Below are 16,431 nucleotides of genomic sequence, written 5' to 3' on the forward strand. Positions count from 1 at the left end.
CCCGCCCCGGGAACACGACCGTCACGGAAGGCTCAGCCATGTCATCGAGCTCCAGCCCGCCGCACGGCGCGCGCCGCATGGGGTGGGGTCAGCGGTTCTCCCGGTGGGACATCCGGGTGTCGCCCTACCTGTACGTCTCGCCGTTCTTCCTGCTGTTCGCCGTCTTCGGCGCGTTCCCGCTGCTGTTCAACGTCGTCGTCGCCCTGCACGACTGGCACCGCCGCGCCGGCATGGGCGACTTCGTGGGGCTCGACAACTTCACCTGGGTGCTGCGGCAGCCGCTGTTCTGGCGGTCGCTGGAGAACACGTTCTCGATCTTCCTGTGGGGCGGGATCCCGCAGCTCGTGCTCGCCCTGGTGATCGCCGCGGTGCTCGACCAGAACCTGCGCGCCCGGACGTTCTGGCGGATGAGCGTGCTCGTCCCGTTCGTGGTGATGCCCGTCGCGACGTCGATGATCTTCGGGCAGGTGTTCGGGCAGTTCGGCCTGCTGGTGCCGAACCTGCACGACCTCGGGATCCTCACCGGCGTCGACTCGCCGTTCTTCCAGGACCGGCTGCTGTCGCACGCCGCGATCGGCTCGATGGTCGTGTTCCGCTGGACCGGCTACAACGCGCTGATCTTCCTCGCCGCCATGCAGGCGGTGCCGCGCGAGCTCTACGAGGCGTCCACGGTCGACGGCGCCAGCCGCACCCGGCAGTTCTTCTCCGTCACCATCCCGAGCATCCGCCCGACGATGATCTTCGTGACGCTGACCATGACGATCGGCGGCCTGCAGATCTTCGACGAGGCCCGCATGTTCGACGGCGGGGGGACCGGCGGCGGCAAGGGCGGCGCCGACAACCAGTGGACGACCGTCGTGCTCTACCTCTACAACCTCGGGTTCGGCGACTGGCAGGACCGGCTCGGGCAGGCCGCCGCCGTCGGGTGGATCTTCGCGGTCATCATCGCGCTGTTCTCCCTCGGCAACTTCCTGCTGACCCGCTCGATCTCGTCGACGCAGACCCGGTCGTCGCGGGTGACCCGGGCGCAGTACAACGCCGCGGTCGCGCGGGCGCGGGCCATCGCCGCCGGGGCGCCGCGGGAGCCCGCGCGCCCTGAGCCCGATGCCGTCGACCGGGACGTCGACGCGCCCGGGACGATCACGGAAGGAGCGAACCGGTGAGCACCGGCTTCATCGAGAACACCGCGGGCCGAGGCGCCGCCGCCTACGCCCAGAAGCGGGCCGCGCGCGGCCGGCCCGTCCGCCCCCACGAGGCCTCCGGCCGCCGACCCGGCTGGGTCACGTACGGGCTGCTCACGTTCGTCGTCATCGTGTCCGTGTTCCCGCTGTACGCGTCCGCGATGTACGGCTCGTCCACCACCCAGGAGATCGCCCGGGCCGTCGGCACGCTGCCGACGTTCTTCCCGACGCTCGTGCTGCTCGAGAACTTCGGGGAGGTCGTCTCGGCGTCGCAGTTCAACTTCTGGACCGCGTTCGCGAACTCGGTGCTCGTCGCCGTGTCCGTCACCGCGTCGACGGTGTTCTTCTCGACGCTCGCCGGGTTCAGCTTCGCGAAGCTGACGTTCCGCGGCCGCAAGGCCCTGTACGTCACGGTCATCGCGACCATGGCGATCCCCGCGCAGGTCGGCACCATCCCGATGTTCATCATGATGAACGACTTCGGCTGGATCGACTCCCTGCTCGCGCTGACCGTCCCCACGCTGGTCACCGCGTTCGGCGTGTTCTGGATGACCCAGTACCTCCAGGAGGCGCTGCCCTACGAGCTCATCGAGGCCGCCCGCGTCGACGGGGCGTCGATGTTCCGGACGTTCTGGTCCATCGCGATGCCCGCCGCCCGACCCGCCGCCGCGACGCTCGCGCTGTTCACGTTCGTCGGGTCGTGGAACAGCTTCTTCTGGCCCTCGGTGGTGATGCGGTCGCAGCTGACGATGCCGCTCGTGGTGCCGCAGCTGAAGGGGGCGTTCACGACCGACACCGGGCTGGTGATGTCGGGGGTGTTCCTCGTCGCGGCGCCGCTGCTGGTGGTGTTCGTGGTGGCGGGGAAGCAGCTGGTGTCGGGGGTGATGGCGGGGGCGGTGAAGGGGTGAGGGGGGCTCAGGGGCGGCGGTCGGCGGCGTGGTCGGCATCGGGGTCGGTCGGGACCCCGTAGAGCGGGTCGGACAGCCGGGACCAGTCGCCGAAATCCGGACGGTCGAGCCAGAACCCCGTGACGGGGGCGGCGTGGAGCTGGACCTCTTCGGCGACCGGGTTGCCGGACTCGACGTACAGGACGGAACCGCTGCCGTCGGGGGCGAAACGGGCGATGGTGTGGCCGAGGGACTCCAGACCGCTCAGGTAGAAGCCCTCGTCGTCGGGGTAGCGGTAGTCGAGGGTGGTCTCGCGCCACAGCCGGCCGTCTCGCTCGACGTAGTCGATCTGACGGTAGAGAGTCCCGGCGGGCGTGAAGAACGAGCACCGGAAGTCGCCCGTCGTGGACGCACCGATGACCCACCGCTGCCGAGGGCGGTCGTCGTCCAGGCGCTCGCGCGCGTCCACCACGCACACGAGCTCGGCGCGCTGCTCGTAGGCGGACCGAGCCCGGACCTCGTCGTACCAGCCGACGCCGGGGAACGGCCGTCGGGTGTCGCTGCTCCAACGGCCGGTGTACAGCACGTCCGACATGGCGCTCCTCAGGGGTGAACTCGGTAGATGGTGCCGTTCGGGTCACGGATGGTGATGTCGAACTGGCTCGCCCGTCCCAGCACCGTCTGCGGTATGGGAGTGGTCTGCACCGGTACCTCGAAGACCGGGCGGCCCATCAGTCCACCTCCGACCGCATGACTGCCGAGCTGTGATCGGTTGCCGGGTGTGTCCGAGATCCGGAGGGAAGGCTCGAACGGGTTGTACTTCTTCATGATCTCGTCGATGTAGCGCTTGCCCGAGACCTCGGTGATCTCGCCCAGCTGGGTCCAGCGTCGCGAGACGACGAACTCCCCGGGAGAGTAGGAGTCGAGCCGGTAGCGCGCGCCATTCGCGGCGTCGTCGATCCACACCTCGCGGGCGACGTACCGGTCGTAGTTCTGCCAGTTGAACTGCTGGCCGCGGTAGAGCGGGCGAAGCCACTCAGGTGTCGAGGATCGAGCGACGAGCTGCTCGTACATCGCCACTCGTTCCGCACTGAGTGCGGTGAGCCCGCCGCGACTCGCGCCAGTTCGCCCACCTCCGAACGCGAAGACGCTCGCCATCTGGACGGCTTCAGTCGTGCTGTACGCGTCGGCATGCCACGGGTTGTCGCTCGGGCGGAGCCAGTCCATCACGCCCGTCCCGCTGGGGCCCACTTCCGCGCACGCGTGCAAGGCCGATGCGGTGATGCGCTCGGAGTCGGCGACAGCGCGAAGCGTCGAGGCGAGCCCGAGCATCGCCTCGGACTGTGCCGGCGTCGGCCCACTGGCCGCCGAGTCATCGGGGAGGCAGCGCAACTCGGCGAGATAGCCGTCTATGCAGAGCTGCGCGCGCTGGCGTGCCTCGATCAGCACCGACGCGTGGCGGTCCAGCGCGTCTGCGGCGACCGCGAGCGTCTCCGACGCGACGATCAGGCGAGATCGGAGCATTGCGAGAGTGCCGGAGAAGCCGTCGGCAGCCTGTCCCTCCCAGGGGCCGATGTCGACGCGTCCCACATCGGACGCAGCAACGTCCAGCGAGTGACCGACGGATCGTGTGTGCGCCGCGTCGCTCTGCAGCGCAGCCGAGTCGCCGGGGATGAGGTCTGCGGCACTGGTCCCGAAGCCGATCTGGAACGTCGTCATCCGAGAGGCTCGTCGATGAGAACCGGGTCGTACTGCTCGAGCCGGCGGAACGACTCGGCGACGCTGGCATCGATCTCGTCGTAGGTGCATGCGTTCTCACGGACTCCGGCAGCGAGCTCCGCGGGCGACTCTCGGGCGAAACGCAGCCCCACCGTCCACGAGTCGAGGAAGGCGCGCGCAGCTGACTGGAGCGCGGCGTCGCCGTAGTCGGCCGTGTGGCTGAGCACAGCTGCCGTCGTCGGGCCCTCGAGGTCGGCACTGACGGCGTCGAGGCGGTCGGCGACTGAACGGAGCTTGTCCGTGTTGACGCGCATTCCCAGCACTCAGGCCCCCTCCACCTGTTGATCAGCCTGAACATGATACGAACCGAGAAGCGCCCGAGAGGCCGGTTCCGCGGAGGACGTCGATCAGGCCGGCGTCAGGCGACCGAGGCGCCCGAGCAAGCGACTCGCGCGCGGTACTGGCGCAGCGAGGGGCGATGGCTCAGAGCACGAACACGACCCCTCGGATGCGGCACTCGCTGGGGGCGGCGACGACTCCGGGTCGTTCCTCGTGAGCCACCGTGCGCCTAACTGGCGTTGTCCCTCGCGTGCAACCCGACGAGGTTGCCCGGGGACCGTGCGTCGTCCACGAGCCACGTGCCGTCCGTTCGCGGCACCCAGTGGCCGTGGTCGAGCGCCCAGTGCCACCACCCGATCCGCTCGGCGAGGGTGATGGTGTGCCCGAGCCCGCCGTCGGCTGCCCAGACGCCGGTCGGCGAGCCGGGCGCTGCGGGCTCGCGGCAGTCGACGATCACGGGTGTCGTGCCCTGGATCAGCGCGACCCACTCCCGGTGGAACCGCCAGTCCAGATCCGGTCGTGCAGGGTCGACGTCCTGGTCCCAGGTCGCCTCGTGGGCCTGCCGCGACCGCTCGAGTGCGGCTCGCAGGCCGCAGAACACGCCGGTCGGGGTCAGGCTCGGCGTGCCCCAGTCGTCCTCGTACCGCAGCCGGTCGCCGTCGTGCCACATCCACCACGCAGCCGCGTCTCCACTGAGCACGACCCCGAACTCGGCTGCGACCTGGTCGACCTCCGCTCGGGAGAGGCCGGGACGGAGTCGTTCCACGACGGGCACGCCGAGGTCGCGCAGCCGCTGCTCGAACCCTGCGAGCGCTCGCGTGACCTCGGCTGCCGTCATGGGGGTCCTCCTCAGCTCGGGTTGCAGATCGCCAGCGTCGGGACGGTCGGTGCGGACGCGGGCACCGGGACGGCGAGGAACTCATCCCCGCTCTCGACACCGCACACTGTCAGGAAGCTGCCGTACAGCCGGCCCTGGTTCTGATTCTGCAGTCCGTCGATCGCCTTGAGCGACGGACGCGGTACGGCTGCTCCACCGCCCTGCTCGGTGGCGAAGAAGGGGTACTCGTCGCAGTTCTGGCCCGGGCCGGTCGCCTGGCACACAGGGTCGCCGGCGTACCAGGAGCGGGATGACGGGTTCTGCGCTGCCGGCCGGTAGTTCAGCTGCACCCACGCGGGGTTCGACACCAGCGCCTCGGTGTCGTGCTGGGTCGCTTCGGGGACGTCCGAGCGGCCGGACATGAAGATCGGCTTGGTGGAGCACTCCTTGTACGGGTCTGCGCCGGACATCGCGTTCGTGACGTAGGTCAGGCACTGGCTGGCGACCGTGCGCGCGGTCTGGTCGTCGAGCTGGTTCTGCTCGGCGAGCCTGTGAGCGGCGCGCGGCAGCTTCCAGATGCTGCTCGGCAGCGACGGGGGGACCGGGCGGGAGGTCGGGGGTCCGTCCGGGGTGCCCACCCAGTCCGGGGCGGTCGCGGGCTGAGAGCCGGTGCCCACGAACTCCAGCGCGATCATGGAGACCACGGCCGCACCGCCGGCCTTGAGCATCGCAGCCAGCACCGATCGCAACGTTGCTCCGCTGGCCGCAGCGGCTGCCTCGCACGCGATCGTCTGGTCGCTGAGCGAGCTACCGGCCTGGTGTGTGCCGGGCACGAAGACCGACGCCTCGCACAGCTGGGTCGCGGTCACCCCGCCGACAGCCAGCGCGAGCGCGAGCTCATCGATGTCGACCTGCTGACCGACGTCCCTGATCTCGACGCCCGCCACCGACGCCTGGACGGCAGGCTGCGGGTTGGAGACCCCGACGCTGCCGGGGTTGACGCCGTTCACGCGGGTGCTCGACGTGAAGGTGTACTCGCTGGCGCCAGGACGGATGTCCTGACCGGAGGCCCTCCACGACTCGCCGTCGCCCTCGATCACGATCTGCACCGCCGTGGTCGATCCTGGACGCCACCCCCAGTCGGCCAGGGCTGCGGCGTCGACATCGACGTAGGTGCCGTCGCTGTCGAACGCGGCGTAGTACTCCATGGCGTTGACGAGGTTGCGCATGCTCGATGCGGTCACAACGTCGTAGGGCGAAGCGGCGCTAGCCGGCACCGCTCCAACCGTCACGATCAACGCCGCCCCTACTGCGGCGGCTACCACTCGGCGTCTCATGGTTCTCCCTTGAGGGGGCACCCCTGCTGGTGGAAGGACTCCGCCCCCACCGGGCCCTTCGGGCGTCGACGCTATGGCTCAGCACGACGCGAGGTCATCACTCGGTGCACGATCCCCTGATCGGGGCACGTCCCGGTGCCAGAATCACCCGCACGGATCAACCGCGGTCGGACGCGCCGAGGTGAGCGTGCGAGACGGGCTCGTGTGGACCAGGACCGCTTCAGCCGAGTCACGTGACCCGGGGACGTGAACGTCGTCGGGCACGTGGCGCTGAGCGCGCCCGAGCTGCGAGAGTGGCGCGAGGACGGGCGAGGCGGCGTGACGACCTACGACGAGCTGCTCGTGACGGTCGGTGGAGGCTACATGGCGCTCGCGTTCTGGCGTGATCTGCTGGTGTGGGCGGTGGACGTCGGACCGGATCAGGCGGACCGGGAGGCGTTCACGCGCGTGGCGCGGGCCGTGCTCGTGGCCGCGACGGAGGTGAGCGGGTACGTGGCGGACGTGAGCGGGCTGGGGGACGACGAGCGACGGCTGCTCGTCCACACCGGCACGACGGCGCGCTGACCTGGGACGGCGCGGTGGGCTAGCCTGCGACCGGTCACCGAACGGCTCGACGCCGCGGCGGTGCACCAGAGCCACGTCGCAGGGGGCGACGGGTCACGAACCTGTGCGGAGGACGGCCGGTGGCTGGGGACGTCGAGCTCGACTACGACCTCGTGGGCGGCAGCGTGAAGCAGCTCCTGAAGCTGCACGACGTGGTCGAGCAGATGCAGCGCGCCGTCGGGCAGCTGCGGGACCGTCAGACCACGGACGTGTGGCCGGATGTCCAGGGGCTCGAGGCGTTCTCGCGCGCGTACCGCGACGCGATCGACCTCAGCGAGCGCGACCTCGCGGTGCTGCGGCAGGAGCTCGCCGACGCGAGCCACGCCCTCTCGGCGAGCCTGCGCGCGCACGTCCAGCTCGACTCCGCGGAAGCCGACCGGATGCGGACCCTCCTCGCGGCGCTGGACGGGACCGAGGCGGCCCCCACCGCCCCGGTGACGCCTCCCGCCGCGACGACCGAGGACCGGGGTTCGTACTGATGAGAAGGTCCTTCGCCGCGGCCGCCGCTGCGGTCGCCCTCCTCGCCGCGGCTGCTCCCGCCTCGACCGCAGCGACGACCGACGACGGACTCTGGTATTACACCGCGACCGGCATGGACGAGATCCACCAGCGCACGACGGGTGCCGGGATCACCATCGCGATCCTCGACGACCCCGTCCGGGCCGACGTCCCCGACCTCGCCGGGACGGGCCTCGAGGTCCGGCAGCCGAGCTACTGCGCCACCGAGCCCGACGGGCCGGCAGTGCCCGCCCCCACCGGCGGACCCGCGGCGCAGCACGGGACGTTCGTCGCCTCGGTGCTCGTCGGCACTGGTGCCGGGATCGACGGCGAACCGGGTGTGCGCGGAGTCGCGCCGGACGCCTCGGTCCTCAGCTACACCGTCCGTTCGGTCTCGGACGGGACCTGCTACAACCCGGCCGGCACCGAGGGCACGGCTGACCAGGCGATCCGCGACGCGGTGGCTGCGGGGGCCGACATCATCAACGTCTCCGGCACCGTCTACCTCGGGACCAGCGCCTACGCCGACGCACTGCGGGCCGGGGTCGTCGTCGTCGCTGCGGCAGGCAACGAGGGCGGACGCATCGCCGGCGCACCCGCCAGCACGAACGGCGCGGTCACCGTCGGGACGGTGACCGCGGACCGCGAGCTGGACGCGGGGAGCCCGACCGGGCCCGAGCTCGGCGTCGTCGCGCCGGGGAGCGGCTTCCGCTGCCTCGACACCACGCTCACGGTGTACGCGCGGTGCACCGGGTCGTCGAACGCGAGCGCGTACACCTCCGGGGTGCTCGCGCTCCTGTGGTCGCTGCACCCCGACGCCACCGGCAACCAGATCCTGCAGGCGCTCGTCCACACCACGGACGGGGAGGTCCGCCAGACGCCGGTCCGGGACGACCGCTGGGGCTACGGCACGGTGAACGCCCGGACGCTCGTGGACTCCGACCCGCTGTCGTACCCCGACGTGAATCCGTTCGTCCGCGACGGTGCCGACGAGTGGCCCACGGCGGCCGAGCTGGGCGCACCTGCCACCACCGCTCCGTCTCCGACGGGCTCTGCCGCCGGTCCCGACTCGTCCCCGGGTGACGAGGCCGGGCCGGGTGCGGGGTTCGTGATCGGTGCCGTCGGGCTCGGGATCGTCCTGGTGGGGGGCGTGGTCGTGCTGCTCGTCCGTGGTCGCCGCCGTCCCGGTGGCGGGTCTGCGCCGGGAGGCACCGACGGCCAGCGCACGCCGACGCAGCACAGGGGACACCATGGGTGAGAAGGCCGACGAGCTCGGACGGACGCTCGACGCCGACACCGACGTCATGCGGATCACCAGCCAGAGCTTCGCGGAGTCGGTAGCCGATGCGCGGAGTGCGGCGAGAGCGCTGCGTGAGATCCCCCAGGACCTCGGCGTCGGTGGCGTCAGCGGCGAGGCCGCGAGCGGACGGCTCGTCGAGATCGCCGACCGTGTCAGAGCGGTCAGCACGAACCTGCAGCTGCTGCACGCGGCGGCTGACGGCGCGCAGGCCGCTGTCGCGGCTGCGCAGAAGGACTTCCGCGCCCTGCCGGACGGCGAGCTGACGTTCAAGGAGCGCGCAGCGATCGTCGCCGGCGGCACGGTCGTGCTGCCGGGGCTCGGCACCGTCGCCGCGACCGTCGCCGGCGCGATGTGGTCCGACCGGCGGGAGCAGGCGCGCGAGCGTGCGGCACGAGCCGCCCTCGCCGACCTGGAGTCGCGTGTCGGCGCCATCGCGCTGCCCACGAGCAGCGCACTCACCGGCATCGAACCCGGGTCGGTGGACACCGCGGACAAGGCACCCCAGACCGTGGGCTCGGCGCCGTCGACGGCGCCCAGCGGTGGCTACGCCCCCCGGGCTGCGGGCTCCCGAGAGGCCGTCCGCGACGACGGCGCGACGGGCGTGGTCGCGTTGACCGGTGTCGCACCGTCGTGGACGGCCCCGGTGTCGGACGGTGCCGACCTCGGCACCGGTGGCGCCACGGTCGGCGTGAGCACGGTGAACGCGCCCGGCCCTGGACACGGCCACGGATGGGGCGTCGGGAACGGTGGCTCCGGCACCGGCGGCGGGATCGTCCCCGGGACCGGTGACGGCACCTCGTCGGACGGGGCCGTCGGCGGCACCGTCACCGGGAGCAACGGTCATGGTGGGTTGGTCGCAGGTCCGACCGGATCCGCAGCCGGGGTCGCCGGCGGAGGGCCCTTGGGCGGCACCGGCGCCGGCGGGCTGGCCGGTGCGCTGACGGTCGGAGGATCTGCGCTCGGAGCGGCGGGCCTCAGCCGGCTCGCGAACGGCACCAGCACGGGCGGCGGCGGCGCGTCGGGAGGGACCGGTAGCTACGGCGGCACCGGCTACTCCGCCGGTGCAGTGCGAGGCGCCCCGGGAGGCATCGGGACGCACGGCTCGGGCCTGTCCGGCACCGCCTCGGGGCTGGGGCAGGGGACGCAGACGGGAGCCGCCGGTGCCGCTGCCTCCGGAGCGCGCCCCGGCAGCGGCATGGGCGGACCGATGGGCGGCGGCAGTGGTGGTGGGGCAGCGAAGGGCCCCAGGCGACGGACGTCCTCGGGGCTGTTGGCGCCCACGATCGACGTCGCGGAGGGCACGGCGCGCCCGGACCTCGGCGCGGGTGCCGGGGCTGGTGGGCGCGACGCGCTCAGCGCGCCTGTCGCGCTCGCGGTCGAGGACGGGGACGCGTGGTGACGGCGCGCTGAGCTGCGCGCCGAGGAGCCTGTCGGGGCGGTCGTTGACGGTCCGGCGAGGGCAGATCTACCGTCGACGGTGACCGCACCGCCCCTCCGGGCCCCCGACCCCACCCACGTCACCACGGGTCGCCGCGCCGCGGGACGACGACGTCCCAGGGGGCGGCGCGGCCGACGTGGACTGGGGGAGTCACATGCGCATGCGTCCACTCCGTCGCGGCCTGGCGGGCACCGTCGCCCCGCTCGCCGTCGCAGCTCTGCTCGTCTCCGGCGGTCCCGCGCAGGGCGCCGACGACTCCGCCGACCGCTGGGGCGGGGACAAGGGCGGCGGGCACCACGACAGCGCCACCATCGCCTCCGAGCCGTGGGGCACGACCGCCGACGGCACCCCCGTCGAGCGGTACACGCTCAGCAACCGGGGCATGACCGTCCGGATCCTCACCTACGGCGGCATCATCCAGTCGCTCGACGTCCCGGACCGGCGCAACAACCCGGTGAACGTGGTCCTCGGGTTCAGCGACCTGCAGGGGTACATCGACGACAACAACCCCGGCCCGTACTTCGGCGCGATCATCGGCCGGTACGGGAACCGCATCGCGAACGGGCAGTTCGAGCTCGACGGCCAGACGTACACACTGGCGCAGAACAACAACGGCAACCACCTGCACGGTGGCATCGAGTCGTTCGACAAGAAGGTCTGGGCCGCTACGCCGATCCAGGGCAACCGCAGCGTCGGGCTCCAGCTCGACTACACGAGCGTCGACGGCGAGGAGGGCTACCCGGGCGACCTCGACGTCCAGGTCACCTACACGCTGACCCGCGACCAGCGCCTCGAGATCCACTACACCGCGACGACGGACGCCCCGACGGTCGTGAACCTGACGAACCACACCTACTGGAACCTCCAGGGCGAGGGCACCTCGTCGATCCTCGACCACGAGCTCACGCTGCCGGCCAGCGGGTACACACCGGTCGACGCGGGTCTGATCCCGACCGGGGAGATCGCGGACGTGTCCGGCACGCCCATGGACTTCCGGTCCGCGACAGCGATCGGGGAGCGGATCCGCGAGCCGTTCCAGCAGCTGCTGTACGGGCAGGGGTACGACCACAACTGGGTGCTCGACCGGCCCGACGACGGCAGCCTGCAGCTCGCCGCGCGGCTGCGCGACCCCGACTCCGGGCGGACCCTGACGATGTACACGACCGAGCCGGGGATCCAGTTCTACTCGGGCAACTTCCTCGACGCGACCCTCGTGGGCACGGGCGGGCACGTGTACCGGCAGTCCGACGGGCTGGCGCTGGAGACGCAGCACTTCCCGGACTCGCCGAACCAGCCGCAGTTCCCGACGACGACGCTGCGGCCGGGGGAGGTGTACGACACGACGACGGTGCTGGATCTGTCGCGAGGGCGGCGGTAGGCGGCGGCTGTTCGGTGATGCGGGCCGGGTGCTGCCGACGGCACCCGGCCCGCATCGGACGGCCCTTGGAGCCGGCGGGACGCCGAAGTCCGCGCCCTCAGCAGGTTGACCGCGCCCCCGCGGCGAGGAGAGTTCCTTCGACCGTCTCGGCGGCCAACGTCGGGGAGACGTGCTCCCAGATGCGCACCACGACCCAGCCGAGCTCGCGCAGCCGGGCGTCGGTGTCGGCGTCCCGCTCACGGTTGTGCTGGAGCTTCCACACCCACCACTCGCGGTTCGCGCGGGGCAGGGTGCCGTGCTCCGGGCAGGAGTGCCAGAAGCAGCCGTCTACGAGGACTGCGACCTTCCAGCGCGTGAAGGCGATGTCGACCCGGCGACGGGGCAGCCCCTCGATGCGGGCGTGGACCCGGAAGCGACGCCCGCGCCGGTGCAGCTCTCTGCGGAGCAGCGAGCTCCGGCGCGGTCCCCGTCCGCCTGAGCGAGGAGAACCTCTGAGAGACGTCACCGCTAGGGCGAATCCGTGGCGGCTCACCGGCGACGGTGGCCGGCACCTGCTCCGCTGGACGTTCCCGCTCGTCGGCGCTCAGAGGCTCTCCTAGGTTGTCGCGCTCACGACCGCGTCGACGGGTAGCCGCAAGCGGCGCGCCTCGATCGCTTCCCGCACGCGTGAGATCGGGTTCGCGGGAGCCTCGGACACTGCCGTGTAGATGGCGCGGCCGCCACTCGTGGCAAGCAGGAGGTCTTTGTCCCGCTCGACGTGCGCCTTGATGACGTTCCACACGACGCCGACGTTGACGCCGTTCCCGAGCTGCTTGTAGGTCAGCGCGTCCCGCTGCGTGCCGAAGTCGAACTCGTCCGGCAGCCCCTGCAGGCGTGCCGCCTCGGTGGGGGAGAGTCGTCGCCGCAGTGGCCCGAGGATCGGGGTCTGGGTGATCGCCACCAGCGCCGGCAGGTGGGTCATGCGCTTCGCACGGATCCCGGAAGGGCGGAGCGACAGCACACAGTTCCACAGGGAGGTCTCATCCTGTGCCTGCCACTCGAGCTTCTGCCGGCTCTCGGGGAAGGTGCGCGTCTTCTTCAGCCACCCGGCGAGCCAGCGCGGGTCCGCCTGACGCAGGCGGTCGTACAGGTCCCAGTTCTTGCGGAGGAAGTTCGCCTTCCACGCCGGAACGTGGATGCCGCCCGGCGCCATCAGCTCGTCCCGTTCTGCCGTGGAGGCGACCCAGACGTTCGACCAGATCGGGAACCCGGGCAGGCGCCGTGCCGGCTCGCCCGCCGCGTCGGCGTCGGAGGCACGCAGCGCCAGCATGACCTGGACCCACTCCTCCCACTGGTCGATCCAGCGGATCTCGTCCTGGCTCAGGGCCGTCCCAGGGATCTCGAGCTCGGTGTCGAGCGGCAGGTCCTCGGCCAGGTCCCACTCGCGGTTCATGCGGACCTCGGGGAGCAGAGTCACCGGCTCCACGTGCGGGTCAGCGACGTGCCCGTCCGGGACGCGCGTCGCGGTGATGAACACCCGCTCCCGCACCTGCGGCGACCCACCGAACTCAGGGGCGATCTGGTGCGGTGAGAACACCGCGGAGGTCTCCGAGACCTGGTAGCCCGCCGCGCGCAGCCGCTCGATGATGACGACCCACTCGTGCACGTGGCGCGGGCCCGCGAGGTTCCGCACGTTCTCGAGCACCACGAGCGTGGGGCGGCGTTCGAGCACGACCTCCATGATGTTGAAGAACAGGGTGCCCCGGATCTCGTCCATGCCCTTCTGGGCGCCGCTCTTCGAGAACGGCTGGCACGGGAACCCGCCCGCGAGGATGTCGTGCTCGCCGACGTTCATCACCGAGTCGTTCGCGTCCTGGGTGATGTCGCCCAGCGGGTCGTGTCCCCAGTTGCGGGCGTAGACGCCGGCCGCGGCCTTGTCGATCTCGACGGCGTAGGCGTGCTCCGCGCCCAGCGCGTTGAGCGCGGCAGCGAAGCCGCCGATGCCGGCGAAGAGGTCCGCGTAGCGCAGAGGAGTCGACTGGTTCACGGGTGCTCCGTCTGGGCTGTCCTCGAACATGTGTTGCAGCTTTTCATGTTCCGCGCTGCTGCACAAGAGTGACTCGCGCAGGGCCGCGGACGCGGCACGCAGAGTGTGTCACGAACTGGGTGGAGGGGTTGTGCCAGGGTGAGCTCGTGCTCCGCGATGACGACCTGTTCTTCGTCCCCGCCTCGACGACCGCGGAGGCTGCCTCGCGCCTGTTCTCGCTGACCGGACGCCGGGACCCGGGGACGCGCGGCCCGAAGCGCGCGCTGGAGGCGCTGGCGGTGAGCCTCGGGCTGGACGTCGACCTCGCCGCCACCAACGCGGTGCTCGGCGGTCAGGTCGCAGCCCACCTCGGGACGACGTGGCGGGCGGGTCGCGACTTCACGGACCTGCAGATCACCCTCGACGGGATCAACCGGCTGCTCCTCGCGGCCACCAGCAGGCTGCGTGACCTGTCGCGCCGGACCTCAGTCGACGCGTCGGCGTACGAGCAGGTCCTGCGTGCGTTCCCAGCGTTCGAGCCCGCGCGCGGGAAGCAGGAGGCGGTGAACCGGCTGAGCGACCTCGCCTGCGTCCCCCGCGATCTGCTGGGCCCGGGCGGCAAGGAGCACCGGGTGACCTTCGAGGCACTCGCGAGCTGGGTCGCTCCTGAGCTTCCTGGAGCCCCCCGTGCCTCCGACCAAGCACGCGATGGTGCGCGCACTGTGCGAGCGGCTGGACGTTCCGTGGCTGACGACGGCGGCGTCGACAGGTCAGAGCGTGACGCTCCAGGGCCTGAACCTGCTGCTGGCTGGCGCTGAGCGGCGGTTCGGGCAGCCGTCGTCCGGCTGGGCCTCCGCGGCCGAGGAGGGAGCCGCACTCGTCAGCGCGATCTTCCAGGGGCTGCCTGATCAGTGGGACGGTCGCGAGACGGTCGAGGCCATGCGCGAGGAGGGCTCGCGCAGCTGGCGGCAGACGGAGTGGCCGGGCTTCTTCTTCGAGGAGCAGGTCCGGACGATCCTCAACCACGCCTACCCGACACCGCCGGTCGGCGGCCCCCGCCGCGCGTACGGCGCGACGGCGTTCGACTACGCCTCCGCCACCCGCGTCTGGGACGCCAAGGCGCACACCGTGCTCAAGCGCATGGAGCCCTCGGGAAGGCAGGAGGGCACAGCCTCGTCGTCCGCGATCCTCAACGACAGTGAGGCGATCACCACCTGTCTCGCAGAGCAGGGGCTGGGCTTCCTGGTGGTGGACGGCGCGGCGACGTTCGACGAGACGGGGGCCTTCGACGACTGGCACCGGCAGTACACGCGCGAGGGACGACAGGCGGTCGAGGTGAGGGCGAACGCGGGCTGGCGGCGGCGGCGCAAGCAGGCTTTCACTCCGTTGGTGCTCCGCGCTCTCTGGATCGACGGTCTGGATGACCTCAACGCCGGTGTCGCCGGTGGCTGGATCAGTCGTGAGAGGCAGGGCGCGCAGCCGGTGCGTCCCGGGCAGGAGCGCGGAGCCGGACGGCGCGACAAGTTCCACCTGAAGGTCCACCGGGCGGCACCGTGGGTGGTTTCTCAGCGGACGTGGTGAGGTCCGACACCCGGACGACGAAGGGACGCGCTCAGAGCTCAGCCCACTCGCGCTGCTGCCGGAGCGACTCCGGGGACGGCAACTGGGACGGCTTCACGGGGATCCTGACCCGTCGTCCGGCGAGCGAGGCGTAGTCGGTCGTCATCAGCCGGTCGGCCAGCAGGACCTGGAAGCTCGACTCGTGCACGGCCATGAGGCCGGTGTCCCAGAGGCGGTGCAGGTCCGCGCGGAGCAGCAGCCCGTTCGCCGCGACGTTGGTTCTCGGGCCTCGGTACGGCCGGATGTGCGCGGCTTCCAGAGTCTGGGGGACATCGGAGCCTGTCACGGCGCACCGGCCCTGGTAGGCACTGAAGACCGTCTCGCGGAAGGAGCCCTGGCCCTCGCGGACGACGACCTCCCGCAGCGCGCGCTTGCGCTCGTCAGACAGGTTCAGGGGATCGAAGACGCCGGGGTCGGCTTCCTCGTCGTAGACCGCTGCGGCAATCCGCGCTGCGACTCCTCCGTCGGTCAGGGACACCTTGGCGAGACCGCGCTGTGAGATCCCCTCGAGGACCGCCGCGAGAGCCTTGTTCGTGATGGTCCCTCCTCGGGAGCGGAAGGTCTGGGGATCCTCGTCGCTCACGAGCTCAATGAGCCCGAGGAGCAGCTCGTCCTTGTTGGCAAAGCGGCGGCGCGAGCCGTCGATCCCCAGAGCGCCTGCGACGGCCTCGAGGAAGGGCCGCTCGACGGTTAACCCTCGTGCGCACGTGAAGTGCTCGATCTTCAGTGCGTCCGAGATCGCGGACATGAGCGGACGTTCTGGCTCGCGGGCGCCCTGGCCCTTCCCTGCGCGTACGGATGCCATGGGCAGGACGGTAGCCCTTTCCCAGGGGTGTGAATGCGCGCGCGTGAGCATTTGTGGCTTTTGTCTTCAAGGTCCGAACCGCGGCGCAGCCGTGGGAGGTACGGCGGTGCCGGCGCGCGTTGCCTCGGGAACCTGGTGCTGGAGCAAGTTCTCACCGATCCGGTCTGGCTGAGTGGGCGCCTCGCCGAGGCGAGCACCGGCGCACCGCAGAGCGTGCTGTTCTCGGGGTGCCCAGCGGTTCGGTCTCTGCAACCGACTTCGACAGCGCGATCGCGCAGCGCCTCCTACAGAGGTGGAGGCTGAGGGCGAACGACGAGCGCATCGGGACGCTCGATGAGGCCGGGCGTCGTCGGTCCGGTGCCCGGGCGGCGGGGGCCGCGCGCGAGTTGTCGTCCTCGTGTGGTCCGCCAGGCGGGTGAATGGAGGCGGCTCAAGCCGGAAAGCGCCCTCCCTAGCCTCAAGCAGCCCCGCACGTGGCCGATGCCTTCGTCATCGAAGCCGGAC

General features: G+C 71.3%; 17 protein-coding genes and 1 pseudogene. 9 read left to right on the forward strand and 9 right to left on the reverse strand.

Annotation, left to right across the window (positions count from 1 at the left end; translation table 11 throughout):
* The first annotated feature begins 38 nt into the window (after positions 1-38).
* Both AC1VL8_RS08110 and AC1VL8_RS08115 read left to right on the forward strand, forming a co-directional pair.
* On the forward strand, positions 39-1,163 hold the full coding sequence (locus tag AC1VL8_RS08110) for a carbohydrate ABC transporter permease (RefSeq protein WP_483074813.1): 1,125 nt from the start codon (positions 39-41) through the stop codon (positions 1,161-1,163).
* Positions 1,160-2,089, forward strand: a complete 930-nt coding sequence (locus tag AC1VL8_RS08115; RefSeq protein WP_483074814.1) for a carbohydrate ABC transporter permease — start codon at positions 1,160-1,162, stop codon at positions 2,087-2,089. Before AC1VL8_RS08110 ends, AC1VL8_RS08115 begins: the two co-directional genes overlap by 4 nt.
* A 7-nt stretch (positions 2,090-2,096) precedes the next feature.
* Here AC1VL8_RS08115 and AC1VL8_RS08120 read toward each other — a convergent pair whose 3' ends face one another.
* The 5 genes from AC1VL8_RS08120 to AC1VL8_RS08140 all read right to left on the reverse strand — a co-directional run bounded on the left by AC1VL8_RS08120 (position 2,097) and on the right by AC1VL8_RS08140 (position 6,172).
* Entirely contained in the window at positions 2,097-2,663 is a 567-nt protein-coding gene (locus tag AC1VL8_RS08120; protein WP_483074815.1) for a hypothetical protein, read from the reverse strand.
* 8 nt (positions 2,664-2,671) lie between these two features.
* Complete coding sequence (locus AC1VL8_RS08125; RefSeq protein ID WP_483074816.1) at positions 2,672-3,787, reverse strand: putative T7SS-secreted protein; 1,116 nt, start codon at positions 3,785-3,787, stop codon at positions 2,672-2,674.
* A complete protein-coding gene (locus AC1VL8_RS08130; RefSeq protein WP_389225521.1) occupies positions 3,784-4,110 on the reverse strand; it encodes a hypothetical protein in 327 nt (108 codons plus the stop codon). Before AC1VL8_RS08130 ends, AC1VL8_RS08125 begins: the two co-directional genes overlap by 4 nt.
* A 245-nt stretch (positions 4,111-4,355) precedes the next feature.
* A complete protein-coding gene (locus AC1VL8_RS08135) occupies positions 4,356-4,964 on the reverse strand; it encodes an SMI1/KNR4 family protein (protein ID WP_483074817.1) in 609 nt (202 codons plus the stop codon).
* A gap of 11 nt (positions 4,965-4,975) precedes the next feature.
* Positions 4,976-6,172 carry a NucA/NucB deoxyribonuclease domain-containing protein gene (locus AC1VL8_RS08140; RefSeq protein ID WP_483074818.1) on the reverse strand — a complete coding sequence of 399 codons (1,197 nt, stop codon included), beginning with the start codon at positions 6,170-6,172 and terminating at the stop codon, positions 4,976-4,978.
* Positions 6,173-6,598: 426 nt separating this feature from the next.
* Here AC1VL8_RS08140 and AC1VL8_RS08145 point away from each other — a divergent pair, with 426 nt between their 5' ends.
* From AC1VL8_RS08145 to AC1VL8_RS08165, 5 genes are all read left to right on the forward strand, one after another.
* Positions 6,599-6,844 (forward strand): hypothetical protein, encoded by a 246-nt coding sequence (locus AC1VL8_RS08145; RefSeq protein WP_483074819.1) that lies wholly within the window; start codon positions 6,599-6,601, stop codon positions 6,842-6,844.
* Between the two features lie 119 nt (positions 6,845-6,963).
* Entirely contained in the window at positions 6,964-7,362 is a 399-nt protein-coding gene (locus AC1VL8_RS08150; RefSeq protein WP_483074820.1) for a hypothetical protein, read from the forward strand.
* A complete protein-coding gene (locus tag AC1VL8_RS08155; protein ID WP_483074821.1) occupies positions 7,362-8,639 on the forward strand; it encodes a S8 family serine peptidase in 1,278 nt (425 codons plus the stop codon). The genes AC1VL8_RS08150 and AC1VL8_RS08155 overlap by 1 nt, the downstream gene beginning before the upstream one ends.
* Positions 8,632-10,080: a hypothetical protein gene (locus tag AC1VL8_RS08160; RefSeq protein ID WP_483074822.1), complete on the forward strand. Its 1,449-nt coding sequence runs from the start codon at positions 8,632-8,634 to the stop codon at positions 10,078-10,080. Before AC1VL8_RS08155 ends, AC1VL8_RS08160 begins: the two co-directional genes overlap by 8 nt.
* Positions 10,081-10,273: 193 nt before the next feature.
* Complete coding sequence (locus AC1VL8_RS08165; RefSeq protein ID WP_483074823.1) at positions 10,274-11,497, forward strand: aldose epimerase family protein; 1,224 nt, start codon at positions 10,274-10,276, stop codon at positions 11,495-11,497.
* 97 nt (positions 11,498-11,594) lie between these two features.
* Here the strand turns inward: AC1VL8_RS08165 and AC1VL8_RS08170 are convergent, their stop codons facing one another.
* The 3 genes and pseudogenes from AC1VL8_RS08170 to dcm form a co-directional block, all read right to left on the reverse strand.
* Positions 11,595-11,759 (reverse strand): hypothetical protein, encoded by a 165-nt coding sequence (locus AC1VL8_RS08170; protein WP_483076277.1) that lies wholly within the window; start codon positions 11,757-11,759, stop codon positions 11,595-11,597.
* A 105-nt stretch (positions 11,760-11,864) separates the two neighbouring features.
* Positions 11,865-12,029, reverse strand: a pseudogene (locus AC1VL8_RS08175) (hypothetical protein); the annotation flags it as partial.
* Between the two features lie 63 nt (positions 12,030-12,092).
* Entirely contained in the window at positions 12,093-13,523 is a 1,431-nt protein-coding gene (gene dcm, locus AC1VL8_RS08180; RefSeq protein ID WP_483074824.1) for a DNA (cytosine-5-)-methyltransferase, read from the reverse strand.
* Positions 13,524-13,669: 146 nt separating this feature from the next.
* On the opposite strand from dcm, the gene AC1VL8_RS08185 reads away from it, so the two are divergent.
* Both AC1VL8_RS08185 and AC1VL8_RS08190 read left to right on the forward strand, forming a co-directional pair.
* Positions 13,670-14,320, forward strand: a complete 651-nt coding sequence (locus AC1VL8_RS08185; protein ID WP_483074825.1) for a hypothetical protein — start codon at positions 13,670-13,672, stop codon at positions 14,318-14,320.
* Positions 14,280-15,083, forward strand: coding sequence for a hypothetical protein (locus tag AC1VL8_RS08190; protein WP_483074826.1), 804 nt, complete (start codon positions 14,280-14,282; stop codon positions 15,081-15,083). The genes AC1VL8_RS08185 and AC1VL8_RS08190 overlap by 41 nt, the downstream gene beginning before the upstream one ends.
* A gap of 31 nt (positions 15,084-15,114) precedes the next feature.
* Here AC1VL8_RS08190 and AC1VL8_RS08195 read toward each other — a convergent pair whose 3' ends face one another.
* Positions 15,115-15,870 (reverse strand): HNH endonuclease, encoded by a 756-nt coding sequence (locus AC1VL8_RS08195; RefSeq protein ID WP_483074827.1) that lies wholly within the window; start codon positions 15,868-15,870, stop codon positions 15,115-15,117.
* Between the last annotated feature and the right edge of the window lie 561 nt (positions 15,871-16,431).

This window comes from Cellulomonas sp. KU4C, from assembly GCF_056868065.1.

Excerpts from the sequence above, each read along its gene's own strand:
- AC1VL8_RS08110 (WP_483074813.1), top strand. The coding sequence starts at position 39 with ATGTCATCGAGCTCCAGCCCGCCGCACGGCGCGCGCCGCATGGGGTGG.
- AC1VL8_RS08120 (WP_483074815.1), bottom strand. The coding sequence starts at position 2,663 with ATGTCGGACGTGCTGTACACCGGCCGTTGGAGCAGCGACACCCGACGG.
- AC1VL8_RS08125 (WP_483074816.1), bottom strand. The coding sequence starts at position 3,787 with ATGACGACGTTCCAGATCGGCTTCGGGACCAGTGCCGCAGACCTCATC.
- AC1VL8_RS08135 (WP_483074817.1), bottom strand. The coding sequence starts at position 4,964 with ATGACGGCAGCCGAGGTCACGCGAGCGCTCGCAGGGTTCGAGCAGCGG.
- AC1VL8_RS08140 (WP_483074818.1), bottom strand. The coding sequence starts at position 6,172 with ATGCGCAACCTCGTCAACGCCATGGAGTACTACGCCGCGTTCGACAGC.
- AC1VL8_RS08155 (WP_483074821.1), top strand. The coding sequence starts at position 7,362 with ATGAGAAGGTCCTTCGCCGCGGCCGCCGCTGCGGTCGCCCTCCTCGCC.
- AC1VL8_RS08160 (WP_483074822.1), top strand. The coding sequence starts at position 8,632 with ATGGGTGAGAAGGCCGACGAGCTCGGACGGACGCTCGACGCCGACACC.
- AC1VL8_RS08165 (WP_483074823.1), top strand. The coding sequence starts at position 10,274 with ATGCGCATGCGTCCACTCCGTCGCGGCCTGGCGGGCACCGTCGCCCCG.
- AC1VL8_RS08195 (WP_483074827.1), bottom strand. The coding sequence starts at position 15,870 with ATGTCCGCGATCTCGGACGCACTGAAGATCGAGCACTTCACGTGCGCA.